This window comes from Pandoraea anhela (assembly GCF_902459655.1).
Classification (GTDB): domain Bacteria; phylum Pseudomonadota; class Gammaproteobacteria; order Burkholderiales; family Burkholderiaceae; genus Pandoraea; species Pandoraea anhela.
Map to the genome: position 1 here is coordinate 110,095 of NZ_CABPSB010000013.1, position 22,820 is coordinate 132,914.

Annotated in this window: 19 protein-coding genes; all 19 read left to right on the forward strand. The window is 64.1% G+C overall.

All coding sequences use genetic code 11. The annotated features are described in order from the left end of the window. Nucleotides 1-44: 44 nt before the first annotated feature. The 19 genes from PAN31108_RS17480 (at nt 45) to PAN31108_RS17570 (ending at nt 22,678) form a co-directional block, all read left to right on the forward strand. Nucleotides 45-1,733: a Na+/H+ antiporter gene (locus tag PAN31108_RS17480; protein ID WP_150670096.1), complete on the forward strand. Its 1,689-nt coding sequence runs from the start codon at nt 45-47 to the stop codon at nt 1,731-1,733. 192 nt (nt 1,734-1,925) lie between these two features. Further along, complete coding sequence (locus tag PAN31108_RS17485) at nt 1,926-2,363, forward strand: HIT family protein (RefSeq protein ID WP_150670097.1); 438 nt, start codon at nt 1,926-1,928, stop codon at nt 2,361-2,363. Between the two features lie 187 nt (nt 2,364-2,550). Beyond that, entirely contained in the window at nt 2,551-2,964 is a 414-nt protein-coding gene (locus tag PAN31108_RS17490; protein WP_150670098.1) for a gamma-butyrobetaine hydroxylase family protein, read from the forward strand. A gap of 59 nt (nt 2,965-3,023) precedes the next feature. Continuing rightward, nucleotides 3,024-3,758, forward strand: coding sequence for a bifunctional demethylmenaquinone methyltransferase/2-methoxy-6-polyprenyl-1,4-benzoquinol methylase UbiE (gene ubiE / locus PAN31108_RS17495; protein WP_150670099.1), 735 nt, complete (start codon nt 3,024-3,026; stop codon nt 3,756-3,758). 228 nt (nt 3,759-3,986) lie between these two features. Next, nucleotides 3,987-4,994 (forward strand): Tim44 domain-containing protein, encoded by a 1,008-nt coding sequence (locus tag PAN31108_RS17500; protein WP_150670100.1) that lies wholly within the window; start codon nt 3,987-3,989, stop codon nt 4,992-4,994. A 146-nt stretch (nt 4,995-5,140) separates the two neighbouring features. Continuing rightward, nucleotides 5,141-5,755 (forward strand): ubiquinone biosynthesis accessory factor UbiJ, encoded by a 615-nt coding sequence (locus tag PAN31108_RS17505; protein ID WP_150670101.1) that lies wholly within the window; start codon nt 5,141-5,143, stop codon nt 5,753-5,755. A gap of 3 nt (nt 5,756-5,758) precedes the next feature. Further along, nucleotides 5,759-7,318 (forward strand): ubiquinone biosynthesis regulatory protein kinase UbiB, encoded by a 1,560-nt coding sequence (gene ubiB, locus PAN31108_RS17510; protein ID WP_150670102.1) that lies wholly within the window; start codon nt 5,759-5,761, stop codon nt 7,316-7,318. 229 nt (nt 7,319-7,547) lie between these two features. Next, nucleotides 7,548-8,180 (forward strand): methyltransferase domain-containing protein, encoded by a 633-nt coding sequence (locus PAN31108_RS17515; RefSeq protein WP_150670150.1) that lies wholly within the window; start codon nt 7,548-7,550, stop codon nt 8,178-8,180. A 419-nt stretch (nt 8,181-8,599) separates the two neighbouring features. After that, on the forward strand, nt 8,600-10,042 hold the full coding sequence (locus tag PAN31108_RS17520; RefSeq protein ID WP_150670103.1) for a high affinity choline transporter 1: 1,443 nt from the start codon (nt 8,600-8,602) through the stop codon (nt 10,040-10,042). A gap of 298 nt (nt 10,043-10,340) precedes the next feature. Next, entirely contained in the window at nt 10,341-10,694 is a 354-nt protein-coding gene (locus PAN31108_RS17525) for an FmdB family zinc ribbon protein (protein ID WP_150670104.1), read from the forward strand. Between the two features lie 124 nt (nt 10,695-10,818). Then, nucleotides 10,819-11,463, forward strand: a complete 645-nt coding sequence (locus tag PAN31108_RS17530) for a DUF502 domain-containing protein (RefSeq protein WP_150670105.1) — start codon at nt 10,819-10,821, stop codon at nt 11,461-11,463. A gap of 47 nt (nt 11,464-11,510) precedes the next feature. Beyond that, nucleotides 11,511-13,313, forward strand: coding sequence for an aspartate--tRNA ligase (gene aspS, locus PAN31108_RS17535; protein ID WP_150670106.1), 1,803 nt, complete (start codon nt 11,511-11,513; stop codon nt 13,311-13,313). 309 nt (nt 13,314-13,622) lie between these two features. After that, nucleotides 13,623-14,105, forward strand: coding sequence for a dihydroneopterin triphosphate diphosphatase (nudB, locus tag PAN31108_RS17540; RefSeq protein WP_150670107.1), 483 nt, complete (start codon nt 13,623-13,625; stop codon nt 14,103-14,105). 22 nt (nt 14,106-14,127) lie between these two features. Beyond that, a complete protein-coding gene (clsB, locus tag PAN31108_RS17545; protein ID WP_150670108.1) occupies nt 14,128-15,285 on the forward strand; it encodes a cardiolipin synthase ClsB in 1,158 nt (385 codons plus the stop codon). Between the two features lie 301 nt (nt 15,286-15,586). After that, a complete protein-coding gene (locus tag PAN31108_RS17550; protein WP_150670109.1) occupies nt 15,587-16,180 on the forward strand; it encodes a TetR/AcrR family transcriptional regulator in 594 nt (197 codons plus the stop codon). Between the two features lie 48 nt (nt 16,181-16,228). Further along, on the forward strand, nt 16,229-18,016 hold the full coding sequence (locus PAN31108_RS17555; RefSeq protein ID WP_150670110.1) for an acyl-CoA dehydrogenase C-terminal domain-containing protein: 1,788 nt from the start codon (nt 16,229-16,231) through the stop codon (nt 18,014-18,016). 17 nt (nt 18,017-18,033) lie between these two features. Then, nucleotides 18,034-20,478: a 3-hydroxyacyl-CoA dehydrogenase/enoyl-CoA hydratase family protein gene (locus PAN31108_RS17560; RefSeq protein ID WP_150670111.1), complete on the forward strand. Its 2,445-nt coding sequence runs from the start codon at nt 18,034-18,036 to the stop codon at nt 20,476-20,478. 17 nt (nt 20,479-20,495) lie between these two features. Further along, nucleotides 20,496-21,695 (forward strand): acetyl-CoA C-acyltransferase, encoded by a 1,200-nt coding sequence (locus PAN31108_RS17565; RefSeq protein WP_150670112.1) that lies wholly within the window; start codon nt 20,496-20,498, stop codon nt 21,693-21,695. A 215-nt stretch (nt 21,696-21,910) separates the two neighbouring features. Continuing rightward, nucleotides 21,911-22,678 (forward strand): enoyl-CoA hydratase, encoded by a 768-nt coding sequence (locus PAN31108_RS17570; protein WP_150670113.1) that lies wholly within the window; start codon nt 21,911-21,913, stop codon nt 22,676-22,678. Nucleotides 22,679-22,820 lie beyond the last annotated feature (142 nt).

Here is a 22,820-nt window from a genome sequence, read left to right on the forward strand (position 1 = left end):
CGGGGAACGCGGCCGATGCCTGACCGACGGACCACGGAGGTGGCATGGAGGTAGTCTACACAGCACTGATCCTGCTGTTCGTGGTGGCGCTGACCGGCGTGCTGGTCAGCTTCGTCAGATTCCTGCCGGTACCGCTCGTGCAGATCGCCGTGGGCGCCGCGCTCGCTTATCCGGGCGCGGGACTGCACATCGATCTCGACCCGGAGATCTTCTTCCTGCTGTTCATTCCGCCGCTGCTTTTCGCCGACGGCTGGCGCATGCCCAAACGCGAGTTCTGGCACTTGCGCGTGCCGATTATCGCGATGGCCCTCGGTCTCGTGATCTTCACCGTGCTCGGCGTGGGGTATTTCATCCACTGGATGATCCCGTCGATTCCGCTCGCCGTGGCGTTCGCGCTCGGCGGGGTGCTCTCGCCGACGGACGCAGTGGCCGTGTCCGCGCTCACCGGCCGCATGCGCATGCCCACGCGGCTCATGCACGTACTGGAAGGCGAGGCGATGATGAACGACGCATCGGGCCTGGTCGCGTTCAAGTTCGCGCTGGTGGCCGCGACGACCGGCATCTTCTCTATCGGCAACGCCACGTTTTCGTTCGTCGTCATCGCCCTGGGCGGCCTGCTCGCCGGATGGGCCGTGACCTGGCTGTTCACGCAGTTCCATCGTCGCGTGATGGACGCCTCCACGGAAGAGCCCGCGACCATCGTGCTGCTTCTGCTGCTCATGCCGTTCGCGGCCTATCTGCTGGCGGAACACTTCGGCTTCTCGGGCATTCTCGCGGCCGTCGCCGCCGGCATGACGGTGAGTTCGACGGATCTGCTCAACACCCGCACCGCCACGCGCATTCTCGGCAACGGCGTATGGTCGATGCTCGAATTCGTCTTCAATGGCGCGGTGTTCGTGCTGCTGGGGCTGCAATTGCCGGATATCGTGCGCGCGGCGTTGCGGCCGAGCGAGCATTTGTGGGGCACGCTCGTCAATCTGAGCGAACTGATGTTCTACGTCGGCGCGATTTCGGCGGTGCTCATCGTGCTGCGCTTCTGCTGGGTGTGGGTGGCGTGGCGCGTGATGTACTTCCTCGGCATGCGCCGCGGCGAAATCACGATGAAGCCGGGCATGCGCTTTACCGGTGTGACAGCGCTCTCGGGTGTGCGCGGCGCGGTGACGCTGGCCGGTGCGCTCTCCGTGCCGCTGGCACTGCCGGGCGGTGCGCCGTTCCCGGGGCGCGATCTGCTGATTTTCCTCGCCGCCGGTGTGATCCTGCTCTCGCTCATCGGCGGCAGCCTCGGCTTGCCCGTCCTGCTGCGCGGTGTGCGCTGGCCGGTCGAAGACCCGCGCAATCGCGAGATGGGCGAGGCGCGGCTCGCGGCGTCGGAGGCGGCGATTCGCGCCGTCGAGTCGTTGCAGAAGGTGATCGCCAAGTCCGGCGACGAGCTGGATACGGCCGTGTGTGCGGAGGCCGCGGCGCGGGTGATGGGGCGCTATCGGCGCACGCTCAATGCGTCGACGGCCTCGGACGAGGTGCGCGAGCGCGCCGTGCGCGAGGTGGAAGTCGAGCGGCGTCTGCGGGCGGCGGCGTTGCAGGCGGAGCGCGTGGAGTTGTCGCGGCTGCGCATTACGCATCGCATCAACGACGAGACGCTGCGCGAATTGCTCAGCGAGATCGATTTCGCCGAACTCGCCCTGGGTCCGGTCGATCCGGCCACAGGCAAGCGCAAGAAGCGCAGCAAGCCCTGATGGCGTGAGCCGCGACGCCGTCGTGGCGGGTGAGCAGTGAGTGCGTGGCGAGGCGGCGCGGGGTATTGCGGCGGAATGCAGCGTGTTGCTGCATATTGCGCGGTGTCGCGCAAGTATTGCGCAGTAATGCGAGTAATGCGAGTAATGCGAGTAATGTGCAGGCGCGTTGGGAAAATGGGGGGAGGAGCGATCATGGAATGTCCGTTTTGCGCCGGAGACGGCGGTGAAGTCGTTTGGCGCGATCCGGTGTTGCGCGTGGTGTTGGCCGACGAGCACGGCTATCCCGGCTTCGCCCGCGTGATCTGGCACGCGCACGTGGCCGAGATGAGCGATTTGCCGCAAGCCGCGCGCGAGCATGTGATGCGCGCCGTGTTTGCCGTCGAGACGGCGCAGCGTACCGTGATGTCGCCGCACAAGGTCAACGTCGCGAGTCTGGGCAACATCGTGCCGCACGTGCACTGGCACGTGATTCCGCGCTATCGCGATGACATCCACTTTCCGGCTTCGGTCTGGAGTGCGCCGCAGCGCGAAGTGCCGCAGGCGGTGCTCGCCGAACGCGCGGCGTGGCTGCCCGCGCTGCGCGAGGCCATCGTGGCAGAATTGGAACGTATTCCCGGTTGGCCGGCCTAGTGCTGGTGTCGTGTCGGCGGGGCAGGCGAGGGGCGCGGTTTCGCGAACCCTGTCGGCATGACCGCTGACGCCCGAGCGGCTATACTGCCCGCCGATGTGCCGCATCGTAACCCCATGTGGGGCGGCGCAAGGCGTTGCACGAGGTTCTCCCGGCAGGCGCCGCGACCGAATTTTCTGGAGCAAGACCATGGCTGGGCTGGAGAAAGACACGCCGATTCCCGTTTCCCTGACGCTGCATCGCGCATCCAAGGTGCTGGAACTCGGTTATGACGACGGCAAAACCTACCGCCTGCCGTTCGAATTGCTGCGCGTGCTCTCGCCCTCGGCGGAAGTGCGCGGTCACGGACCGGGGCAGGAGACGCTGCAAACCGGCAAGCGCGACGTCACGTTGAACGGCCTGGAGCCGATCGGTAACTACGCGGTGCGTCCCGTCTTTTCGGACGGTCACGACACCGGCATTTATTCGTGGGACTTCCTGTATGAACTGTGCGTGCGTCAGGACGCCCTGTGGCAGGAGTATCTGGACAAGCTCGCCGCGGCGGGTGTCGACCGCGACACGCCCATGCCCTCGCCCGCTGCCGGTGGTTGTCACCACCATTGAGTCCATGGCAGTGCGCACGCCCGAGCGTGCGCTCGCTTATCTGATTTTGGAGATGTGCAATGGGTGAACAGACCCACTTCGGTTATGAGACCGTCGACGAGAAGGAAAAGGCCGGCAAGGTCGCCGAAGTGTTCCATTCCGTCGCCAGCAAGTACGACATCATGAACGACCTGATGTCGGGCGGCCTGCACCGTGTCTGGAAGGCCTTCACCATTGGCCGCGCCGCCGTGCGTCCCGGCTTCAAGGTGCTCGACATCGCTGGCGGTACGGGCGACCTCTCGAAGGCGTTCGCCCGCGCGGCCGGCCCGAGCGGGGAGGTGTGGCATACCGACATCAACGAATCGATGCTGCGCGTGGGGCGCGACCGTCTGCTCGACGACGGTATCGTCACGCCGTCGCTGTTGTGCGATGCCGAAAAGCTGCCGTTCCCGTCGAACTATTTCGACGTGGTGACCGTGGCATTCGGTCTGCGCAACATGACCCACAAGGACGCCGCGCTCGCAGAAATGCGTCGTGTGATCAAGCCGGGCGGCAAGGTCATGGTGCTGGAATTCTCGAAGGTCTGGCAGCCGCTGGAGAAGGCGTACGACGCTTACTCGTTCAAAGTGCTGCCGTGGCTCGGCTCGCGTATCGCGGGCGACGCCGACAGCTACCGCTATCTGGCCGAGTCGATTCGCATGCACCCGGATCAGGAAACGCTCAAATCGATGATGGAAGACGCCGGCCTCGAACGCGTGGAGTATCACAACATGACCGCCGGCGTCGTCGCCCTTCACATCGGTCGCAAGTTCTGAGTACACACTCACTTACCTGATGCGGTTTGCCCGATATGGCGCCCCGGATAGCGGACGTTCTCCGCGCCCGGGGCGTTTTGTCTGGAAAGCCCTAAGTACAAGCTAATTTTGCTGTGGCAGAATCGGCCCTCGCCTTATCTGGTTTCAGTACGTAAAAAGCGGCTGAACCATTTGGGTCGACGTCTGTCAGTAGACTGAAACCTATTACTCCACGGAGAGACCAGAACGATGTTCCAGTTCCTGAAAAACAAGCTGTTGTTGGGCGTTGTGGCCGGCGTAGTGGCGGTCGGCATGACGATCGCGGACGCCGACGCCAAGCGCGTTGGCGGCGGCCGGAGCATCGGCAAGCAGTCCAACACCGTGACGCAACGTCAGGCAACGCCGCAACAGCCGGCGCAAGCCGCCCCGGGCGCTGCCCCGAATCAGGCAGCGCCGGCTGCGGCCGGCGCAGGTGCCGCCGGTGCAGGCGCGGCAGCCGCCGCCAAGCCGGCCAACCGATGGCTTGGGCCGATCGCCGGTCTGGCTGCCGGTCTCGGTATTGCAGCGCTGTTGTCGCACTTCGGCATGGGTGGCGCGTTCGCCAGCATGATGGCCAACGTGATCATCATCGCGTTGATCGCTTTCGCCGTGATGTGGCTCATCCGACGTTTCCGCGGCAATAAGTCGCAGTCGCAAACGCCGGCGTATGCCGGCGCAGGTAACGACGCGTCGTCGAACCACTCGCTGCGTCAGTCGTGGGATAACCAGTCGTCGAACCAGCCGTCGGGCCAACCGTCGGGCCAGGCTTACCCGTCGGGCGCCTCGGCCCTGCCGGCCGCCGCCGGCGCAGCGGCCGGCGCCGCCGCCACTGAGTCGTTCGGTGTGCCGGCCGGTTTCGACACGGAAGGCTTCCTGCGCAGCGCCAAGGTGTACTTCAACCGTCTGCAAGCCGCCTGGGACAAGGGCGATCAGGCCGACATCAACGAGTTCACCACGCCGCAGATGTTCGCGGAAATCAAGATGGACCTCGAAGAGCGCGGCAAGTCGACCAACCGTACGGACGTCGTGCAACTGGACGCCGAACTGCTCGGCATCGAGCAATCGACCAGCGAGTACATGGCGAGCGTGCGCTTCTCGGGCCTGATCCGCGAGACCGAAGGCGGTGCCGCCGAGCCGTTCAACGAAGTGTGGAACCTGACCAAGCCGGTGACCGGTAACGGTGGCTGGGTGCTCGCCGGGATTCAGCAGCTCAGCTAAGCTGGCGACGTTTTTCCCGTAACCTGCCTTACAATGAGAGCCCGCGTTTGAAGCGCGGGCTCTTTTGTTTTTTGCCGTCCGAAGGTTGTTGACGGGCGGCGTCTTTCGGTGCGACCGGTGTTCTGCACCGGCCGGCCGCCAAGCTCATGACCGTAGCCGCCAAAGCCTTTGCCGCCACCGTGAACCACTTGCTTGCCCGGGAACCGTGGGCACGCGACCGCCTGCGTCACCACATCGGCGCCTCCGCCCGGCTGGCCATGTCCCCGATCGATCTGCGTGTGCGCGTGGCAGACGACGGCTATCTGGCCGCCGCCGAGGCCGATTTCCCCTGCGATGTCAGCATCTCGGTGCCCCCGGCGGCGCTGGCCGACTTCGCGGGCGGTGGGCAGGCCGCCGTGATGCGTCACGTCAAGATTGAAGGCGACGCCGAATTCGCCAACACCGTCTCGTATCTCGCCCAGCATCTGCGCTGGGAAATCGCCGAAGACCTCAGCAAGATCATCGGCGATGCGGCCGCACATCGTGTGACCGAAACGGGCAAGGCGGCCGTAGCCGGCGCGCGCCGCACGGGCGGCACGCTGGCGCGCTCGCTGGCCGATTTCCTCGTGGAGGAGAATCCGATGCTCGTGGCACGCCCGCGCCTTGACGCGATGCGCAGCGACATCGGGACGCTGCGCGACGATCTGGCGCGACTCGAGAAGCGTATCGAGAAGCTGGAGCGTCAGGCAGCCCCGGCGTCCCGCACTACCGGAGGCCGTTGACCGATGCGTCTTCTGCGTCTCATCAAGATTGTCCTCGTCTGCTATCGATACGGCCTCGACGAACTGGTGCTCTCGAGCATCCCTCATCCCATCGCGCGCGCGCTGCTGCGCGTACTCTCGTTCGGACGCAGCGGTCTGAGGGCGCCGCGTGGCGAGCGCCTGCGACTGGCGCTCGAGTCGCTCGGGCCGATCTTCGTGAAGTTCGGCCAGGTGCTCTCCACGCGTCGCGATCTGATGCCGCCGGACATCGCACAGGAACTCGCCCGGTTGCAGGATCAGGTGCCGCCGTTCGATCCGCAGGTGGCGCATGCGAGCATCGAGAAGTCGCTCGGGCGTCCGCTCGACGAAGTGTTCGTGGAGTTCGAGCGCACGCCCGTGGCCAGCGCCTCGATCGCGCAGGTGCATTTCGCCCGTATTCGCGATGGCGAGCATGCGGGCAAGGAAGTCGCAGTCAAGGTGCTGCGGCCGAACATGCTCGGGGTGATCGACAGCGATCTGGCGCTCATGCGCGATCTGGCCGGCTGGGTGGAGCGTCTGTGGCCGGACGGCAAGCGGCTCAAGCCGCGCGAGGTGGTCGCCGAGTTCGACAAGTATCTGCACGACGAACTCGACCTGATGCGCGAAGCCGCGAATGCGGCGCAGCTTCGCCGCAATTTCATCGACTCCGGCATGCTGATGGTCCCGGAGATTTACTGGGAGTTCAGTTCCAGCTCGGTGCTCGTGATGGAGCGCATGCACGGCGTGCCGATCAGTCAGATCGAGGTGCTGCGCGAAGCCGGCGTCGATCTGAAGAAGCTGGCGCGCGAAGGCGTCGAAATCTTCTTCACGCAGTTCCTGCGCGACGGCTTCTTCCACGCCGACATGCACCCGGGCAACATTCTCGTCAGCCTCGACCCCGCAACGTTCGGCCGTTACATCGCGCTCGATTGCGGCATCGTGGGGGCGTTGTCCGAATTCGACAAGAACTATCTGGCACAGAACTTCCTTGCGTTCTTCCGGCGCGACTATCACCGCGTGGCGTCGCTGCATCTGGAGTCGGGATGGGTGCCGCCGGATACGCGTGTCGAGGAGTTGGAGGGGGCGATTCGCGCGGTGTGCGAGCCGTATTTCGATCGGCCGCTCAAGGAGATTTCGCTGGGGCTGGTGCTCATGCGGCTGTTCCAGACGTCGCGCCGTTTCAACGTCGAGATTCAGCCGCAGCTCGTGCTGCTGCAAAAAACGCTGCTCAATATCGAGGGGCTGGGACGTCAGCTCGATCCCGACCTGGATCTGTGGAAGACCGCCAAGCCGTTCCTGGAGCGCTGGATGGCCGAGCAGATCGGGCCGCGCGGCTGGCTGGAGCGCCTGAAGGCCGAGGCGCCGCAATGGAGCAAGACGATGCCGCAGTTGCCGCGTCTCATCCATCAGGCGCTGGCCGCACATGCACGCCCGCAGGACGACACGCTGCTGCTAGCGTTGCTTCAGGAGCAACGTCGCACGAACCGTCTGCTGACCGGCGCGTTCTGTCTGGTGGGCGGTATCGCCGTCGGCGTGCTGACGGCGTTCGTCTGGCTGTACACCTGACGGCGTCGAAGGCGCGAGCGGATCACGCGGCAGGATGCCGGGCAAACGGGCAGACGGGCAGACGGGCAGACGGGCAAACGGGAAGGCGAGATGAACGATGCAATGAAACGTGACGCCGATGGCGCCGAGCCTCGTGAGCTTCATGAGCGAGAGGAGCATCGTGGTCTCAAGGGGGCGCCGGATGTCCGTCGAGACGCATGATGAGGTACCCGATGATGCGCTGGGGAACATGGTGAAGGACAAGCTAAATCTCGAGACGGGGAATGTGCCGTCGTTCGCCAATCGCGATCCGTCGCGCGCGGAGTTCTGGGACGAGCGTTTTGCCAACGCGTTCATGCCTTGGGATGCTGCCGGCGTGCCGAAAGCGTTGCAGGACTTCGTGGCGGGTGAGGGCGTGCCGCGCGCTACGCTGATCCCGGGCTGCGGCGCCGCACACGAAGCCGCGTGGCTCGACGCGCAGGGCTGGCCGGTGCGGGCCATCGACTTCTCGCCGGTGGCCGTGGAGTCGGCCAAAGCGCAGTTGGGGCCGCGCGCATCGCTTGTCGAACACGCCGATTTTTTCACCTATATGCCGCCGTTCACGCCCGACGTGGTCTACGAACGGGCATTCCTCTGCGCCTTGCCGCGCAACCTCTGGCAGGACTACGCGCAGCGGATGGCGCAATTGCTGCCGTCGGGTGCGCGTCTGGCTGGATTTTTCTTTCTGAGAGAAACGCCGAAGGGGCCGCCGTTCGGCATAGGCCGAGACGGCCTCGACGCGCTGCTCTCGGCGGACTTCGTTTGTGAGGACGCGTGGCCCATCGACGACTCGGTGCCGGTTTTCGCCGGTGCGGAACACTGGATGGTCTGGCGACGTCGCTGAACCGGCGAACTGCTGTCGCGATGGCGGGCAGCGCTCCCGGTGTTGGACGTACGCCACACGCGGGTACGGATACGAACTGTGCGTAACGTCCCGACAGCCGCCGGTATTGACCGGCATCGACGGGCATCTAAGGAGATTCGTCATGACCGCTTGGGGGATTTGTGACTTTTTTCCCCGCGGGTCTCTCACGCCGCTATAATCGGCCCAAAATTTTTTCGCCAGGTGGCAAAAACGGGCGCCCCCGAGCGCTGAATCGCATCAGCCCCGTCATGCACGACCTGATTTTCTGTTGCCCGGAAGGCTGCGGCCCAAGGCTCGGTTTCGTTGGCTTGCGCGGCGGCTCCATGCGGCCGAATCGCGACCGCCACTGACGATTCCGGCCGGCATCCGTCGCCCTGGGGCTTGGCTGGGGCCGCGTTATGCTGATCTGGTTTGTCATTCTGTATTGGGTCATTTCGGTGGCCATCGGGCTGTTGGCCGCCCTCAAGGTCCGCAATACCAAGGATTTCACCGTCGCCGGTCGCCGTCTGCCTTACGGCATGGTCGTGGCCGTGGTGTTCGCCACGTGGTTCGGGTCGGAAGCCGTGCTGGGCATTCCCGCCACCTTCATCGGCGAAGGGCTGCGCGGTGTGGTGGCAGATCCGTTCGGCTCCTCGATGTGTCTGGTTCTCGTGGGCATGTTCTTCGCCCGCAAGCTGTATCGCATGAACCTCATGACGATCGGCGACTTCTACAAGCTCAAGTACAACCGCACCGTCGAAGTGGTGACGTCGATCGCGATCGTGATCTCGTACCTCGGCTGGGTCGGCGCGCAGATCAAAGCGCTGGGGCTGGTCTTCCACACGGTGTCGGGCGGGGCGATGTCGGAGCCGACAGGCATGATCATCGGCGCCGTCTCGGTGCTCGCCTACACGCTGCTGGGCGGCATGATCTCGGTGGCCGTGACCGACTTCATCCAGATGATCATCATCGTCGTGGGGCTGGTGTATATCGCCGTTGTCGTGTCGGGCATGGTGCCGGGCGGGGCGGAAGCCGTGATCGCGCATGCGTCGCAGGCCGGCAAGTTCGTGTTCCTGCCCGAGATGAATCCGGCGGATGTCCTGGCCTTCATCGCGGCGGGCGTGACAATGATGTTCGGGTCGATTCCCCAGCAGGACGTGTTTCAGCGCGTGATGTCGTCGAAGTCGGAGAACATTGCGGTCTCCGGTTCGGTGACGGGCGGCGTGCTGTACTTCTTCTTTACGTTCATTCCGATTTTCCTCGCGTACTCGGCACTGCTGATCGCGCCGTCGATGGTGAACAAGTACATCGGCAGCGATCCGCAGCAGATCTTGCCGCAGTTGGTGCTCACCAGCGTGCCGATCGTCGCGCAGGTAATGTTCTTCGGCGCACTGCTCTCGGCCATCAAGAGCTGCGCGTCGGCCACGTTGCTCGCACCGTCGGTGACGTTCGCGGAGAACATCGTCCGGCCGATGCTCAAGGGACGTATCGACGACAAACACCTGCTGCGTCTGATGCGTATCGTCGTGCTGTGCTTCACCGCGCTGGTGCTGGTGTATGCGCTGAATTCGAAGGCGTCGATTTTCCAGATGGTCGAGAGCGCCTACAAGGTCACGCTGGTGTGCTGCTTCGTGCCGCTGGCGTTCGGTTTGTACTGGAAGCGCTCCAGCTCGCTGGGCGGCACGCTGTCCGTGTTCTTCGGGCTGATCGTGTGGATCGCCTGCGAGGCGTTGGCGCCCGAGGCGCTCGTGCCGCCGCAACTGGCCGGTCTGCTGGCGTCGATTGCGGGCATGGTCCTGGGGTCGCTGCTGCAACCCGCATCGGAGCGTGGTCAGCCGCCGGAGCGGGTCTCGACGATCTGAGTCATCTGAAGGCCCGACCGAGGCAGCCCGGGAGGTGAGCGCTCGCTCGGCTGCTGGAGTCCGTCGGATCGACATCGGGGCCATCGGGCTTGCTGAATCGGGAACGGGCTGAAATGAGGGAAAGGGCGGCGGCGGTCGCCCTTTGCCTTTCGTGGTGGGGCCGGATACGTTGAATGCGGTAATGTCCGGCCTTGATCTTGCGCGCCGCCAACCCCATATATCACCGTACAAATCCCGAAAGCCTTGTGAAGCGGTTATAATTCAAGGCTTTGCGCGCCTTTTTCCGTCGGAAAGAATCATGCCTATCTATGCCTATCGTTGCGAAACATGCGGTTTCGCCAAGGATGTGCTGCAAAAAATGAGCGACGATCCGCTCTCCCAGTGCCCGGAATGCGGCAAGGACACGTTTCGCAAGCAGGTAACGGCGGCCGGGTTCCAGCTCAAGGGCTCGGGGTGGTATGTGACCGACTTCCGTGGCGGTTCCGGCGGCGCGAGCGCAACGGCGTCCGGCCCGGCAGCCTCGTCCGGTGAGAGTGCTTCGGCGGCTTCGTCTGCTGCGCCCGCTTCTTCGTCCGCGGCGTCCGCTGCGTCGGGCGGTGAATCGTCGAGCGCCCCTGCGGCAAGCTGCGGCGGCGGTTGCGCCTGCCACTGAGCCGGATCGCATGACCCGACGTGCCGCACGCGCCCGACACGTCATCATTACCCGATAGCATTCAGTACCGCTTTCACGTTTCGCCCGCTGACCCAGTAGCCGCCCCATATTCGCGAGTCCTGCCATGAGCGTCAAAAAACCCGCGTTGAAGACGATTTTCCTCACCGGCCTGCTGGTGCTGGTGCCCCTCGCCATCACGCTTTGGGTGCTGGGTCTGATCATCGGCACGATGGATCAGACCTTGTTGCTGCTGCCGGACGAGTGGCAGCCGTCGCGCCTGCTCGGCATGCGCGTGCCGGGCTTCGGCGTGGTGGTCACGCTCGCATTCGTGTTCGTGGTCGGCCTTCTGGCGCATAATTTCATTGGCCAGAAGCTGGTCGGCTGGTGGGAAGCCATTCTGACGCGCATTCCCATCGTTGGACCCTTGTACGGCAGCGTCAAGCAGGTCTCCGATACGTTGCTCTCGAGCAACGGCAACGCGTTTCGCAAGGCGTTGCTCGTGCGGTATCCGCACGGAGAGTCGTGGACCATCGCCTTCCTGACCGGCGCGCCGGGCGGCGATGTCGTCAATCACTTGCAGGGCGATTACGTGAGCGTCTATGTCCCGACGACACCGAACCCGACGTCAGGCTTCTTCCTGATGATGAAGGCGAGCGACGTCATCGAACTCGACATGACGGTCGATGCCGCACTGAAGTACATCGTATCGATGGGCGTGGTGGCGCCCGCCCACAACCCGCGCCAGCAACGTCCCGGCCCGCTCCTTTGAGTCACCGGGATCTGTCGACGCCATTTTTTGAAAATCGGAACAGCAAAATGTCCATGCGTACCTCCTACTGCGGTCTGGTGACCGAGCAACAACTGGGCCAAACGGTCAAGCTTTGTGGCTGGGTCAATCGCCGCCGTGATCACGGCGGGGTCATCTTCATCGACCTGCGCGATCGCGAGGGTCTGGTGCAGGTCGTGTGCGATCCGGACCGCGCGGAGATGTTCAAGGCCGCCGAAGGCCTGCGCAATGAATTCTGCGTGCAGATCACGGGCCTGGTGCGCAGCCGTCCGGCCGGCACCGAGAACGCCAACCTGACGAGCGGCAAGATCGAAGTGCTCTGCCACGAACTCCAGGTGCTCAACCCGTCGGTCACGCCCCCGTTCCAGCTCGACGACGAAAACCTGTCGGAAACCACGCGCCTCACGCATCGCGTGCTGGACCTGCGTCGTCCGCAAATGCAATACAACCTGCGCCTGCGTTACAAGGTGGCGATGGAAGTGCGCAAGTATCTCGACGCGCAGGGCTTCATCGACATCGAAACGCCGATGCTCACGAAGAGCACCCCGGAAGGCGCGCGCGACTATCTCGTGCCGTCGCGTGTGAACGCCGGCATGTTCTTCGCGCTGCCGCAGTCGCCACAGTTGTTCAAGCAGTTGCTGATGGTGGCCGGCTTCGACCGTTACTATCAGATCACCAAGTGCTTCCGCGACGAAGACCTGCGTGCCGACCGTCAGCCGGAATTCACGCAGATCGACTGCGAGACTTCGTTCCTCTCGGAGCAGGAAATCCGCGATCTGTTCGAGAACATGGTGCGTCACGTGTTCAAGGAAGCCATCGACGTCGATCTCGACGCGAAGGTGCCGGTGATGGAATACGCCGAAGCGATGCGTCGCTTCGGTTCGGACAAGCCGGATCTGCGCGTGAAGCTCGAATTCACCGAACTGACCGATGTGATGGCCGATGTGGACTTCAAGGTCTTCTCGGTGCCGGCGACGACCGAAGGCGGCCGTGTGGTCGCCCTGCGTGTGCCGGGCGGTGCGGAGATCTCGCGTAGCGAAATCGACGCCTACACCGACTTCGTGAAGATCTACGGCGCGAAGGGTCTGGCCTGGATCAAGGTCAATGAAGTCGCCAAGGGCCGCGACGGTCTGCAAAGCCCGATCGTGAAGAACCTGCACGACGCCGCGATCGCTTCGATCCTCGAGCGCACCGGCGCGCAGGACGGCGACATCATTTTCTTCGGCGCGGACAAGGCCAAGGTCGTCAACGACGGTATCGGCGCGCTGCGTCTGAAGATCGGTCATTCGGAATTCGGCAAGGCTCACGGCCTGTTCGAAGCCGGCTGGCGCCCGCTGTGGGTTGTCGACTTCCCGATGTTCGAGTACGACGAGGAAGACGCTCGCTGGGTCGCTTGCCATCACCCGTTCACGAGCCCGAAGGACGAGCACATCGACTATCTCGAGACCGACCCGGGCAAGTGCCTGGCGAAGGCTTACGATATGGTGCTCAACGGTTGGGAAATCGGCGGCGGTTCGGTGCGTATCTTCCAGGAAGAAGTGCAGAGCAAGGTGTTCCGTGCGCTCAAGCTGGGTGAGGAAGAAGCTCGCGCGAAGTTCGGCTTCCTGCTCGACGCGCTGCAATACGGCGCGCCCCCGCACGGCGGTATCGCCTTCGGTCTGGACCGCGTCATCACGATGATGGCCGGCGCCGACTCGATTCGCGACGTGATCGCCTTCCCGAAGACGCAACGTGCGCAGGATCTGCTCACGCAAGCGCCGTCGGCGGTGGACGAGCGTCAACTGCGCGACCTGCACATCCGCCTGCGTCAGACCGAAGCGCCGAAGGTCTAAGCCGTCGGGTCGATATCGGATCGATATCGGATCGGCGCGCCAACGCCGGAACGACTGTTCCGGCGTCGCGCGCAACGCCGCAGCGAAACCCCCTCTGCCGTCAGGCGAGGGGGGTTTGTTTTATCGTAAGGTTTGAGCGCGCGCGGGGGCGCGCTGGGGCAGTAGGGGCTGGGGCAATGTCGGGCGACGCCACGCGATGGCAGTGCGTGCCGTGATGTTGGGGATAGGGACGCCGCAACGTCGTGCATGCCCGATACAATGCATCATCGTCGACATTGTCGTCATCGCCGCATGAACCCGGTTGCCTGCATGAAGCCCTTCAAAATTCCCGAATCCGTGCTCGTCGTGATTTACACACCGGCGCTCGACGTTCTGCTCATCGAGCGCGCCGACGCCGGGAATTTCTGGCAATCGGTCACCGGCAGCAAGGACCGGCTCGACGAGCCGCTGGCCGAGACGGCCGTGCGCGAAGTGTTCGAGGAGACGGGCATCCGCGTGGCGAACGGCACGCTGGTGCCCGAGACGGCGCTGACCGACTGGCATCATCAGATTCAATACAACATCTACCCGCGCTGGGCGCATCGCTACGCCCCCGGCGTGACGCGCAATACCGAGCATTGGTTCGGGCTTTGCGTGCCGGAAAACACACCGGTGACGCTATCGCCGCGAGAACACGTCAATCACGTCTGGTTGCCCTGGGAGCAGGCCGCCGCGCGTTGTTTCTCTCCCTCGAACGGCGACGCCATCCGGCAATTGCCGTTGCGGGTTCGTCAGCCCTTCGTCAGTAGTTAATTCGTGATCCGAATCATTGACGATGAGCAAGTACCTGCCTTTCTCCCACGATAACCAACTGGCGCTGCTCTATCTCGGCGAGCATTACTTCACTGCGCTCATTGCCGCTATCGACGCCGCGAAGCACGATGTGGCGCTCGAGACGTACATCTTCGAGGCGGACGATGCCGGCGAGAACGTTTCCGCCGCGCTGCGCCGGGCCGCAGAGCGCGGCGTCAAGGTGCGGGTGATTACGGACGGCGTCGGGACGAGCCGGCGATTGCCGTACATCGAGTCGTGGCGCGAGTGCGGCGTGATGCATCGCGTCTACAACCCGCATCTGTTCGGCAAGTTCGGTTTCTCGCGCACGCATCGCAAGATCGCGATCGTCGATCGTGAAGTGGCGTTCGTCGGCGGCATCAACATCATCGACGACCACAACGGCGGTGGCGGCGTGCGCATGGACGATCCGCGCTGGGATTTCGCGGTGCAGTGCCGCGGGCCGATCGTTGCCGAGATCGCGACGGCGTTTCACATTCAGTGGGTGCGTCTGGCGCCGGGGTATCTGGGTACGCCGTTTCGGCATCGGCGTCGGGGGCAACGCGGTCGCCTGCACGCCCCTTACGCCGGGCAAGCGGCCTTCGTCGCCCGTGACAACCTTCACAATCGTCGGGCCGTCGAGAAAGCCTATCTGATGGCGTTGGGACGTGCGCGTCATGAGGTCTGGCTCGCCAACCCTTACTTCGTGCCGGGCCGACGGCTGCGACGTGCGCTGACACAGGCAGCCCGGCGCGGCGTGGCCGTGCATCTGCTCATCGGCCGCAAGGAATTTCGTCTGCTCGATACCGCCGTGCCCTGGCTGTACGCCAAATTGCTCGACGCCGGCGTGCGCATCGCCGAGTACGATATGCGGCAATTGCACGGCAAGGTGGCCGTCGTCGACGATATCTGGGCGACGGTCGGGTCGTCGAATCTCGATGCCCTGTCCCTGTTCTTGAACCACGAAGCCAATGTGGTCGTGCTCGACGATCCAGTCGTCATCCAGTTGCGCGACCACATTCGCGAAGCCTTCACGCAGGCGCGCCAGATCGACCCGGCGCGCTACGGCGAGCGCTCGCGCTGGCGACGCTTTCGCCAGTGGACGGCGTACCGGCTCTATCGTCTCGCCATGAAGGTCCTCACGCGCGGCAAATACGACTGACCGGCGGCGGGCACACGCAGGACCGGCCCGCCATTCGACCGCTTCAGGCGCTCGATACCCCCCGCAACGCCTCCCCGCGGCACGCGCCGCATACGCGTCCGAGATGACACCGTCCCGACGTCCGTCACCCGGCCCAGCCCTTGTCCGGCGGCCCGCGCACGCTCGTCCGTCACCCAATACCGATTAGGTATTCCGATCTAATAAATTCCTTGTGACGCCATGGACGTTTCCCAATAATAGGACGGCCGTTCGATTTTTTGGTTAGCATCGGAGAACGGATAACCAAAGCGATGCAAAACATATGCGTAAGGGTGAACAGACACGTGCCGCGATCCTGAATGCCGCGCTGGAGCTGGCGGGGCGGGATGGACTTGAAGGGCTGACGATCGGCTTGCTGGCCGATCGTATGCAAATGAGCAAGAGCGGCGTCTTCGCGCACTTCGGGTCGCGTGAGGATTTGCAGATCGAGGTGCTGGTGGAATACCACCGGCGCTTCGAAGCGGAAGTGTTCGCTCCGAGCATGGAAGCGCCACGCGGCTTGCCGCGACTCAGAGCGCTGGTGGATCGCTGGATGGACAAACGTATTCGCGAAGTCACGACGGGCTGCATCTATATCAGCGGCGCCGTCGAGTACGACGACCGCGCGGCGAGTCCGGTGCGTGAAGCTTTGGTCAAGAGTGTGCGGTTGTGGCGATCTGCCTTGCTGCGCGCGATTACGCAAGCGAAGGAGGAGGGACATCTGCGTGCGGACACCGATCCGCGTCTGATGCTCTTCGAAATGTACAGCCTGACACTCGGCCTGCATCACGACGCGCGTTTCCTTCGGGAGCCAGGCGCCGTCGAAATGACCCGGGTGGCACTGGAAAAACTGATTTCGTCTTATCAGCGCGGGTGAGGCGCGAGCCGTCCGCGATTCGATTCGATTTGTTCGGAGGAGTAGGTCATGGGACAGTACAACGCGCCGCTGCGCGACATGCAATTCGTGATGCACGAACTGCTGGGCGTGGAAAACGAATTGAAGGCGATGCCGAAACACGCGGACATCGATGCCGACACCATCAATCAGGTGCTCGAAGAAGCCGGCAAGTTCTGTAGCGAAGTGATCTTCCCGCTCAATCAGGTGGGCGATCGCGACGGCTGCAAGTACGAGGGTGACGGTGTCGTCACCACGCCGTCAGGCTTCAAGGCGGCCTACCAGCAATATGTCGAAGCCGGCTGGCCCTCGCTGGCCTGCGATCCGGAATTCGGCGGTCAGGGATTGCCGCAGGTCGTGAACAACGCCCTTTACGAAATGCTGAACTCGGCCAATCAGGCGTGGACGATGTACCCCGGCCTGTCGCACGGCGCATACGAGTGTCTGCACGCCCACGGCACCCCCGAACAACAAGCCACTTATCTGCCGAAGATCGTCTCGGGCGAATGGACGGGCACGATGTGCCTGACCGAGCCGCACTGCGGCACCGACCTGGGCATGCTGCGCACGAAAGCCGAGCCCACCGGCGACGGTGCGTATGCCATCTCCGGCACCAAGATCTTCATCTCGGCCGGCGAGCACGACATGGCCGCCAACATCGTCCACCTCGTGCTGGCGCGTCTGCCGGATGCCCCGCCGGGAACGAAGGGCATCTCGCTGTTCGTCGTGCCGAAGTTCATCCCCGACGCGAACGGCGCACCGGGCGAGCGCAACGGTATCAAGTGCGGCTCCATCGAACACAAGATGGGCATCCACGGTAACGCCACGTGCGTCATGAACCTCGACGGCGCGAAGGGCTGGCTCGTCGGTGAGCCGAACAAGGGCCTGAACGCGATGTTCGTGATGATGAACGCTGCGCGTCAGGGCGTGGGCATGCAGGGCATGGGCCTCACGGAAGTCGCGTATCAGAACTCGCTGGTGTACGCGAAGGAACGCATTCAGATGCGCTCGCTCACCGGCCCGAAGGCGCCGGACAAGCCCGCCGACCCGATCATCGTGCATCCGGATGTGCGTCGCATGCTGCTCACGCAGAAGGCCTACGTCGAAGGCGGCCGCGCGTTCTCCTACTGGACTGCGCTGCACATCGACAAGGAGCTCTCGCACGGCGACGAAGCCGAGCGTAAGGAAGCCGCCGATCTGGTTGCGCTGCTCACGCCGATCATCAAGGCATTCCTGACGGACAACGCCTTCGAGTGTACGAATCACGCCATGCAGATTTACGGCGGCCACGGTTTCATCTCCGAATGGGGAATGGAGCAGTACGTGCGCGACGCGCGTATCAACATGATCTACGAGGGCACCAACTCGATTCAGGCACTCGACCTGCTCGGGCGCAAGGTGCTCGGCGACATGGGCGCGAAGCTCAAGAAGTTCGGCAAGCTCGTGCAGGACTTCGTTGAAGCCGAAGGCACGAAGGAAGACATGCAGGAGTTCATCAATCCGCTCGCGGATATCGGTGACAAGGTTCAGAAGCTGACGATGGAAATCGGCATGAAGGCGATGGCGAATCCGGACGAAGTGGGTGCGGCGTCCGTGCCGTATCAGCGCGTGGTCGGCCATCTGGTGTTCGCCTACTTCTGGGCGCGTATGGCGCGTATCGCGCTCGACAAGCAAGGCAGCGGCGACAAATTCTACGAATCGAAGCTCGCCACGGCGCGTTTCTACTTCGCCAAACTGCTGCCGGAAACCGCGTCGCAAATCCGCATGGCCCGTGCCGGTGCGAAGACGCTGATGGAAATCGACGTCGACCTGTTCTGAGAGCGGAGGAGATCACCGTGAGCCAAACCAACAAACCCCTGGTCGTACGCAAGGTCGCCGTGCTTGGCGCCGGCGTGATGGGCGCGCAGATCGCCGCGCACCTCGTCAACGCGAAAGTGCCTGTCGTGCTGTTCGATCTGCCGGCCAAGGAAGGCCCGAAGAACGGCGTCGTCACGCGCGCCATCGACGGTCTGAAGAAGCTGAGCCCCGCGCCGTTCGCCGACAAGGCCGACGCGCAGTACATCGAGGCGGCGAACTATGAGGACGACCTCGAGAAGCTCGCCGGCTGCGACATCGTGATCGAAGCCATCGCCGAGCGTATGGACTGGAAGCACGATCTGTACAAGAAGGTCTCGCCGCATCTGGCCAAGCATGCGATTTTCGCGTCGAACACGTCGGGCCTGCCGATCACCGAACTCTCGGAAGGCTTCGACGCCGACCTGAAGTCTCGCTTCTGCGGCGTGCACTTCTTCAATCCGCCGCGCTACATGCATCTGGTCGAGCTGATTCCGACCGCGACCACCGAGCCGGCGATTCTCGATCAACTGGAAACGTTCCTCACGTCTACGCTCGGCAAGGGTGTCGTGCGTGCGAAGGACACGCCGAACTTCATCGCCAACCGTGTCGGCGTCTTCTCGATTCTGGCGGTGTTCGCCGAGGCGCAGAAGTACGGCATTGCGTTCGACGTCGTGGACGACCTGACGGGCAGCAAGCTGGGGCGCGCCAAGTCGGCCACGTTCCGCACCGCCGATGTGGTCGGGCTGGACACGATGGCGCACGTCATCAAGACGATGCAGGACGGTCTGAAGGACGATCCGTTCGCGCCGACGTACGCGACGCCGCCCGTGCTCAAGGCACTGGTGGAGAGAGGCGCGCTGGGGCAGAAGACGGGCGCCGGTTTCTACAAGAAGGAAGGCAAGGTCATCAAGGTGCTCGACCCGCAATCGGGCGAGTACGTCGAGTCGGGCAAGAAAGCCGACGACATGATTGTGCGCATTCTGAAGAAGGCGCCGGCCGAGCGGTTGCGTCTGTTGCGCGAATCGACCCATCCGCAGGCGCAGTTCCTGTGGGCCGTGTTCCGCGACGTCTTCCATTACATCGGCGTGTATCTCGAACAGATCGCCGACAATGCCCGCGAAGTCGATTTCGCGATTCGCTGGGGCTTCGGCTGGACGACGGGCCCGTTCGAAGACTGGCAGGCCGCCGGCTGGAAGGACATCGCGCAGTGGGTGCAGGAAGATATCGACGCGGGCAAGGCCCTGTCGAGCACGCCGCTGCCCAAGTGGGTGATGAGCGGCAAGGTAGCCGAGGCCGGCGGCGTGCATACCGCCGAGGGATCCTACAGCCCCGCCAGGGACGCGTTCGTGCCGCGCAGCCAGCTGCCGGTGTACCAGCGCCAGGTGTTCCCGGCATCGCTCGTGGGCGACGCCAGCGCCGATCCGCGCAAATTCGGCAAGACCATCGAAGAGAACGATGCCGTGCGCCTGTGGGTCGACGAGACCCCGGGGCAGGACGATGTGCTGATCGTCTCGTTCAAGACGAAGATGAACACCATCGGGCCGGACGTCATCGACGGGCTGACCCGCGCCATTGATCTGGCCGAGCAGCAGTATCGTGGGGTCGTCGTGTGGCAACCGACGTCGCTCAAACTGGGCGCGCCGGGCGGTCCGTTCTCCGCAGGTGCCGACCTGGAAGCGGCCATGCCCGCCTTCATGATGGGCGGTGCGAAGGGGATCGAGCCGTTCATCAAGAAATTCCAGGACGGCATGATGCGTGTGAAGTACGCGCAGGTCCCGGTCGTCTCTGCGGTGTCGGGCATTGCGTTGGGCGGCGGCTGCGAACTGCTGCTGCATAGCGCCAAGCGTGTCGCTGCGCTGGAGAGCTATATCGGTCTCGTGGAAGTCGGCGTCGGCCTCGTGCCGGGCGGCGGCGGCCTGAAGGAAGCCGCGATCCGCGCCGCCGAAGCGGCGACGGCTGCGGGTAGCGTTCAGTACCTCCAGTTCGTGACGAAGTCGTTCACCAACGCCGCGATGGCGAAGGTCTCGGCCTCGGCGATCGACGCACGTGACATGGGGTATCTGAAGCCGTCGGACACCATCGTCTACAACGTGCACGAACTGCTGTCGGTCGCTCGCAACGAGGCGCGTGCGCTCTCGCTCGCCGGCTACCGTCCGCCGCTCAAGCCGGCCGGCATTCCGGTCGCCGGCCGCTCGGGCGTGTCGACGATCAAGGCATCGCTCGTGAACATGCGCGACGGCAACTTCATCTCGGCGCACGACTTCCTGATCGCCACGCGCATCGCTGAAGCCGTGTGCGGCGGCGACGTGGAGGCGGGCAGCCTCGTGAACGAAGAATGGCTGCTCACACTCGAGCGTCGCGCCTTCATCGAACTGCTGGGCACGTCGAAGACCCAGGAACGCATCATGGGCATGCTGCAAACCGGCAAGCCGGTGCGCAACTAAGCCGATCGGAGACTGACATGAGCAAACAATTGCAAGACGCCTACATCGTTGCCGCCACGCGTGCGCCGATCGGCAAGGCGCCCAAGGGCAGCTACAAGAACACGCGTCCGGACGATCTGCTCGCGACCATCCTCAAGAGCACGCTCGCTCAGGTGCCCGATCTCGATCCGAAGGTCATCGAAGACGCGATCATCGGCTGTGCGATTCCCGAAGCCCAGCAGGGGCTGAACGTCGCCCGTATCGGTGCGCTGCTCTCCGGACTGCCGAATACCGTTGGCGGCGTCACCGTCAACCGTTTCTGCGCCTCGGGTCTGACCGCGCTGGCGATGGCCGCCGACCGCATTCGTGTGGGCGAAGCCGACGCGATGATCGCCGGTGGCATCGAAAGCATGAGCATGGTGCCGATGATGGGCAACACGCCGTCGCTCTCGCCGTCGATTTTCGAGCGCGACGAGAACGTGGGGATCGCTTACGGCATGGGGCTCACCGCCGAGAAGGTCGCGCAGCAGTGGGGGGTGACGCGCGACGCGCAGGACGCGTTCGCGCTGGCTTCGCACCAGAAGGCGATCAAGGCCCAGCAGGCCGGTGAGTTCACGAACGAGATCACGCCGATCGAGATCGTCGAGCGCTTTCCGAATCTGGCGACGGGTGAAGTCTCGGTCAAGACGCGTACGCTCTCACTCGACGAAGGTCCGCGTCCCGATACGTCGATCGAAGGGCTCGCGAAGCTGCGTCCCGTGTTCGCGAACAAGGGCTCGGTGACGGCGGGGAACAGCTCGCAGACGTCGGACGGCGCCGGTGCGCTGCTGGTCGTGAGCGAGAAGATCCTCAAGCAGTTCAATCTCACACCGCTGGCGCGTTTCGTGTCGTTCGCCGTGCGCGGTGTGCCGCCCGAGATCATGGGTATCGGCCCGAAGGAAGCGATTCCGGCGGCGCTGCGTGCCGCAGGGTTGAAGCAGCAGGACATGGACTGGATCGAGTTGAACGAAGCGTTCGCCGCACAGGCGCTCGCCGTCATCAAGGATCTGGATCTGGACACCAGCAAGGTCAACCCGATGGGCGGTGCGATCGCGCTCGGCCACCCGTTGGGCGCCACCGGTGCGATTCGTGCGGCAACCGTGGTGCACGCGCTGCGCCGTCACAACCTGAAGTACGGGATGGTGACGATGTGCGTGGGCACCGGCATGGGTGCTGCGGGCATCATCGAACGCATGTAAGACGGGCGGGCGGCGGGTCGTCGGTGCTTCCCTCGCGGACACCGTCCACGCGCCGCTTCGACACGACGATAGCCGACGGCTCAGGACGCCGGGGTGCGGTTTCGCGAATGCGTGGCTGGCCCCGGCGTTGTCATTTGATTCGGTCATGCTGTCGTCGAACCGGCCGATCGCGCGCATTCGCGCCGCGCGGCCTCGATACCGAGGAGACACAAACGATGGAAGACGTATTGGTACAGCGTCAGGGCGCCGTACAGGTGCTGGCCTTCAACCGCGCTCACAAGAAAAACGCGATCACCGCCGACATGTATCAGGCGCTCGCCGATGGCATCAACGACGCCGAGGCAGACGCATCGCTGCGCGTGATCCTGATTCAGGGGCAGCCCGAAGCCTTCTCGGCCGGCAACGACCTCGAAGACTTCCTGAAGAACCCGCCGAAGGACGAGAGCGCACCCGTGTTCCAGTTCCTGCGCGCGATCAGCCAGGCGAGCAAACCGATCGTGGCTGCCGTGGCGGGCAATGCGGTGGGGGTGGGCACGACGATGCTGTTGCATTGCGATGTGGTCTACGCCGCCGACTCGGCACGTTTTTCGCTGCCATTCTCGCAACTCGCGCTGTGCCCGGAGGCCGCGTCCAGCTGGCTGCTGCCGCGTGTGGCGGGCTATCAGCGCGCCGCCGAAAAGCTGCTCTTCGGCGAGCCGTTCGATGCGAACGAAGCGGTCGCCATGGGGTTCGTCAACCGCGTGCTGCCGGCCGCCGAGCTGTTCGCGTATGCGGCGAAGCGTGCCGCGCAACTGGCGGCCATGCCGGCCGGGTCGTTGCGCGTGACCAAACAGTTGATGAAGGCAGACGGCGCGCGCGACGTGCAGGCGCGCATCGGCGAGGAGGGCGTGGAGTTCGCCAAACGTCTGCTCTCGCCGGAGGCGCGTGAAGCGTTCACGGCGTTCTTCGAGAAACGAAAACCGGATTTCAGCCAGTTTTCCTGATAGTTCTCACCCGCACGCACGCAAAACGCCGCACGCCTCGACTCGCGAGGCGGCGGCGTTTTTTTGCGGCGTGGCGCGTTGCCGGGGGGCGTCGGTGTGCGTCCTGGTGCGCTCGTGTGTGCTCGGGGCGTTGGGGACGCTG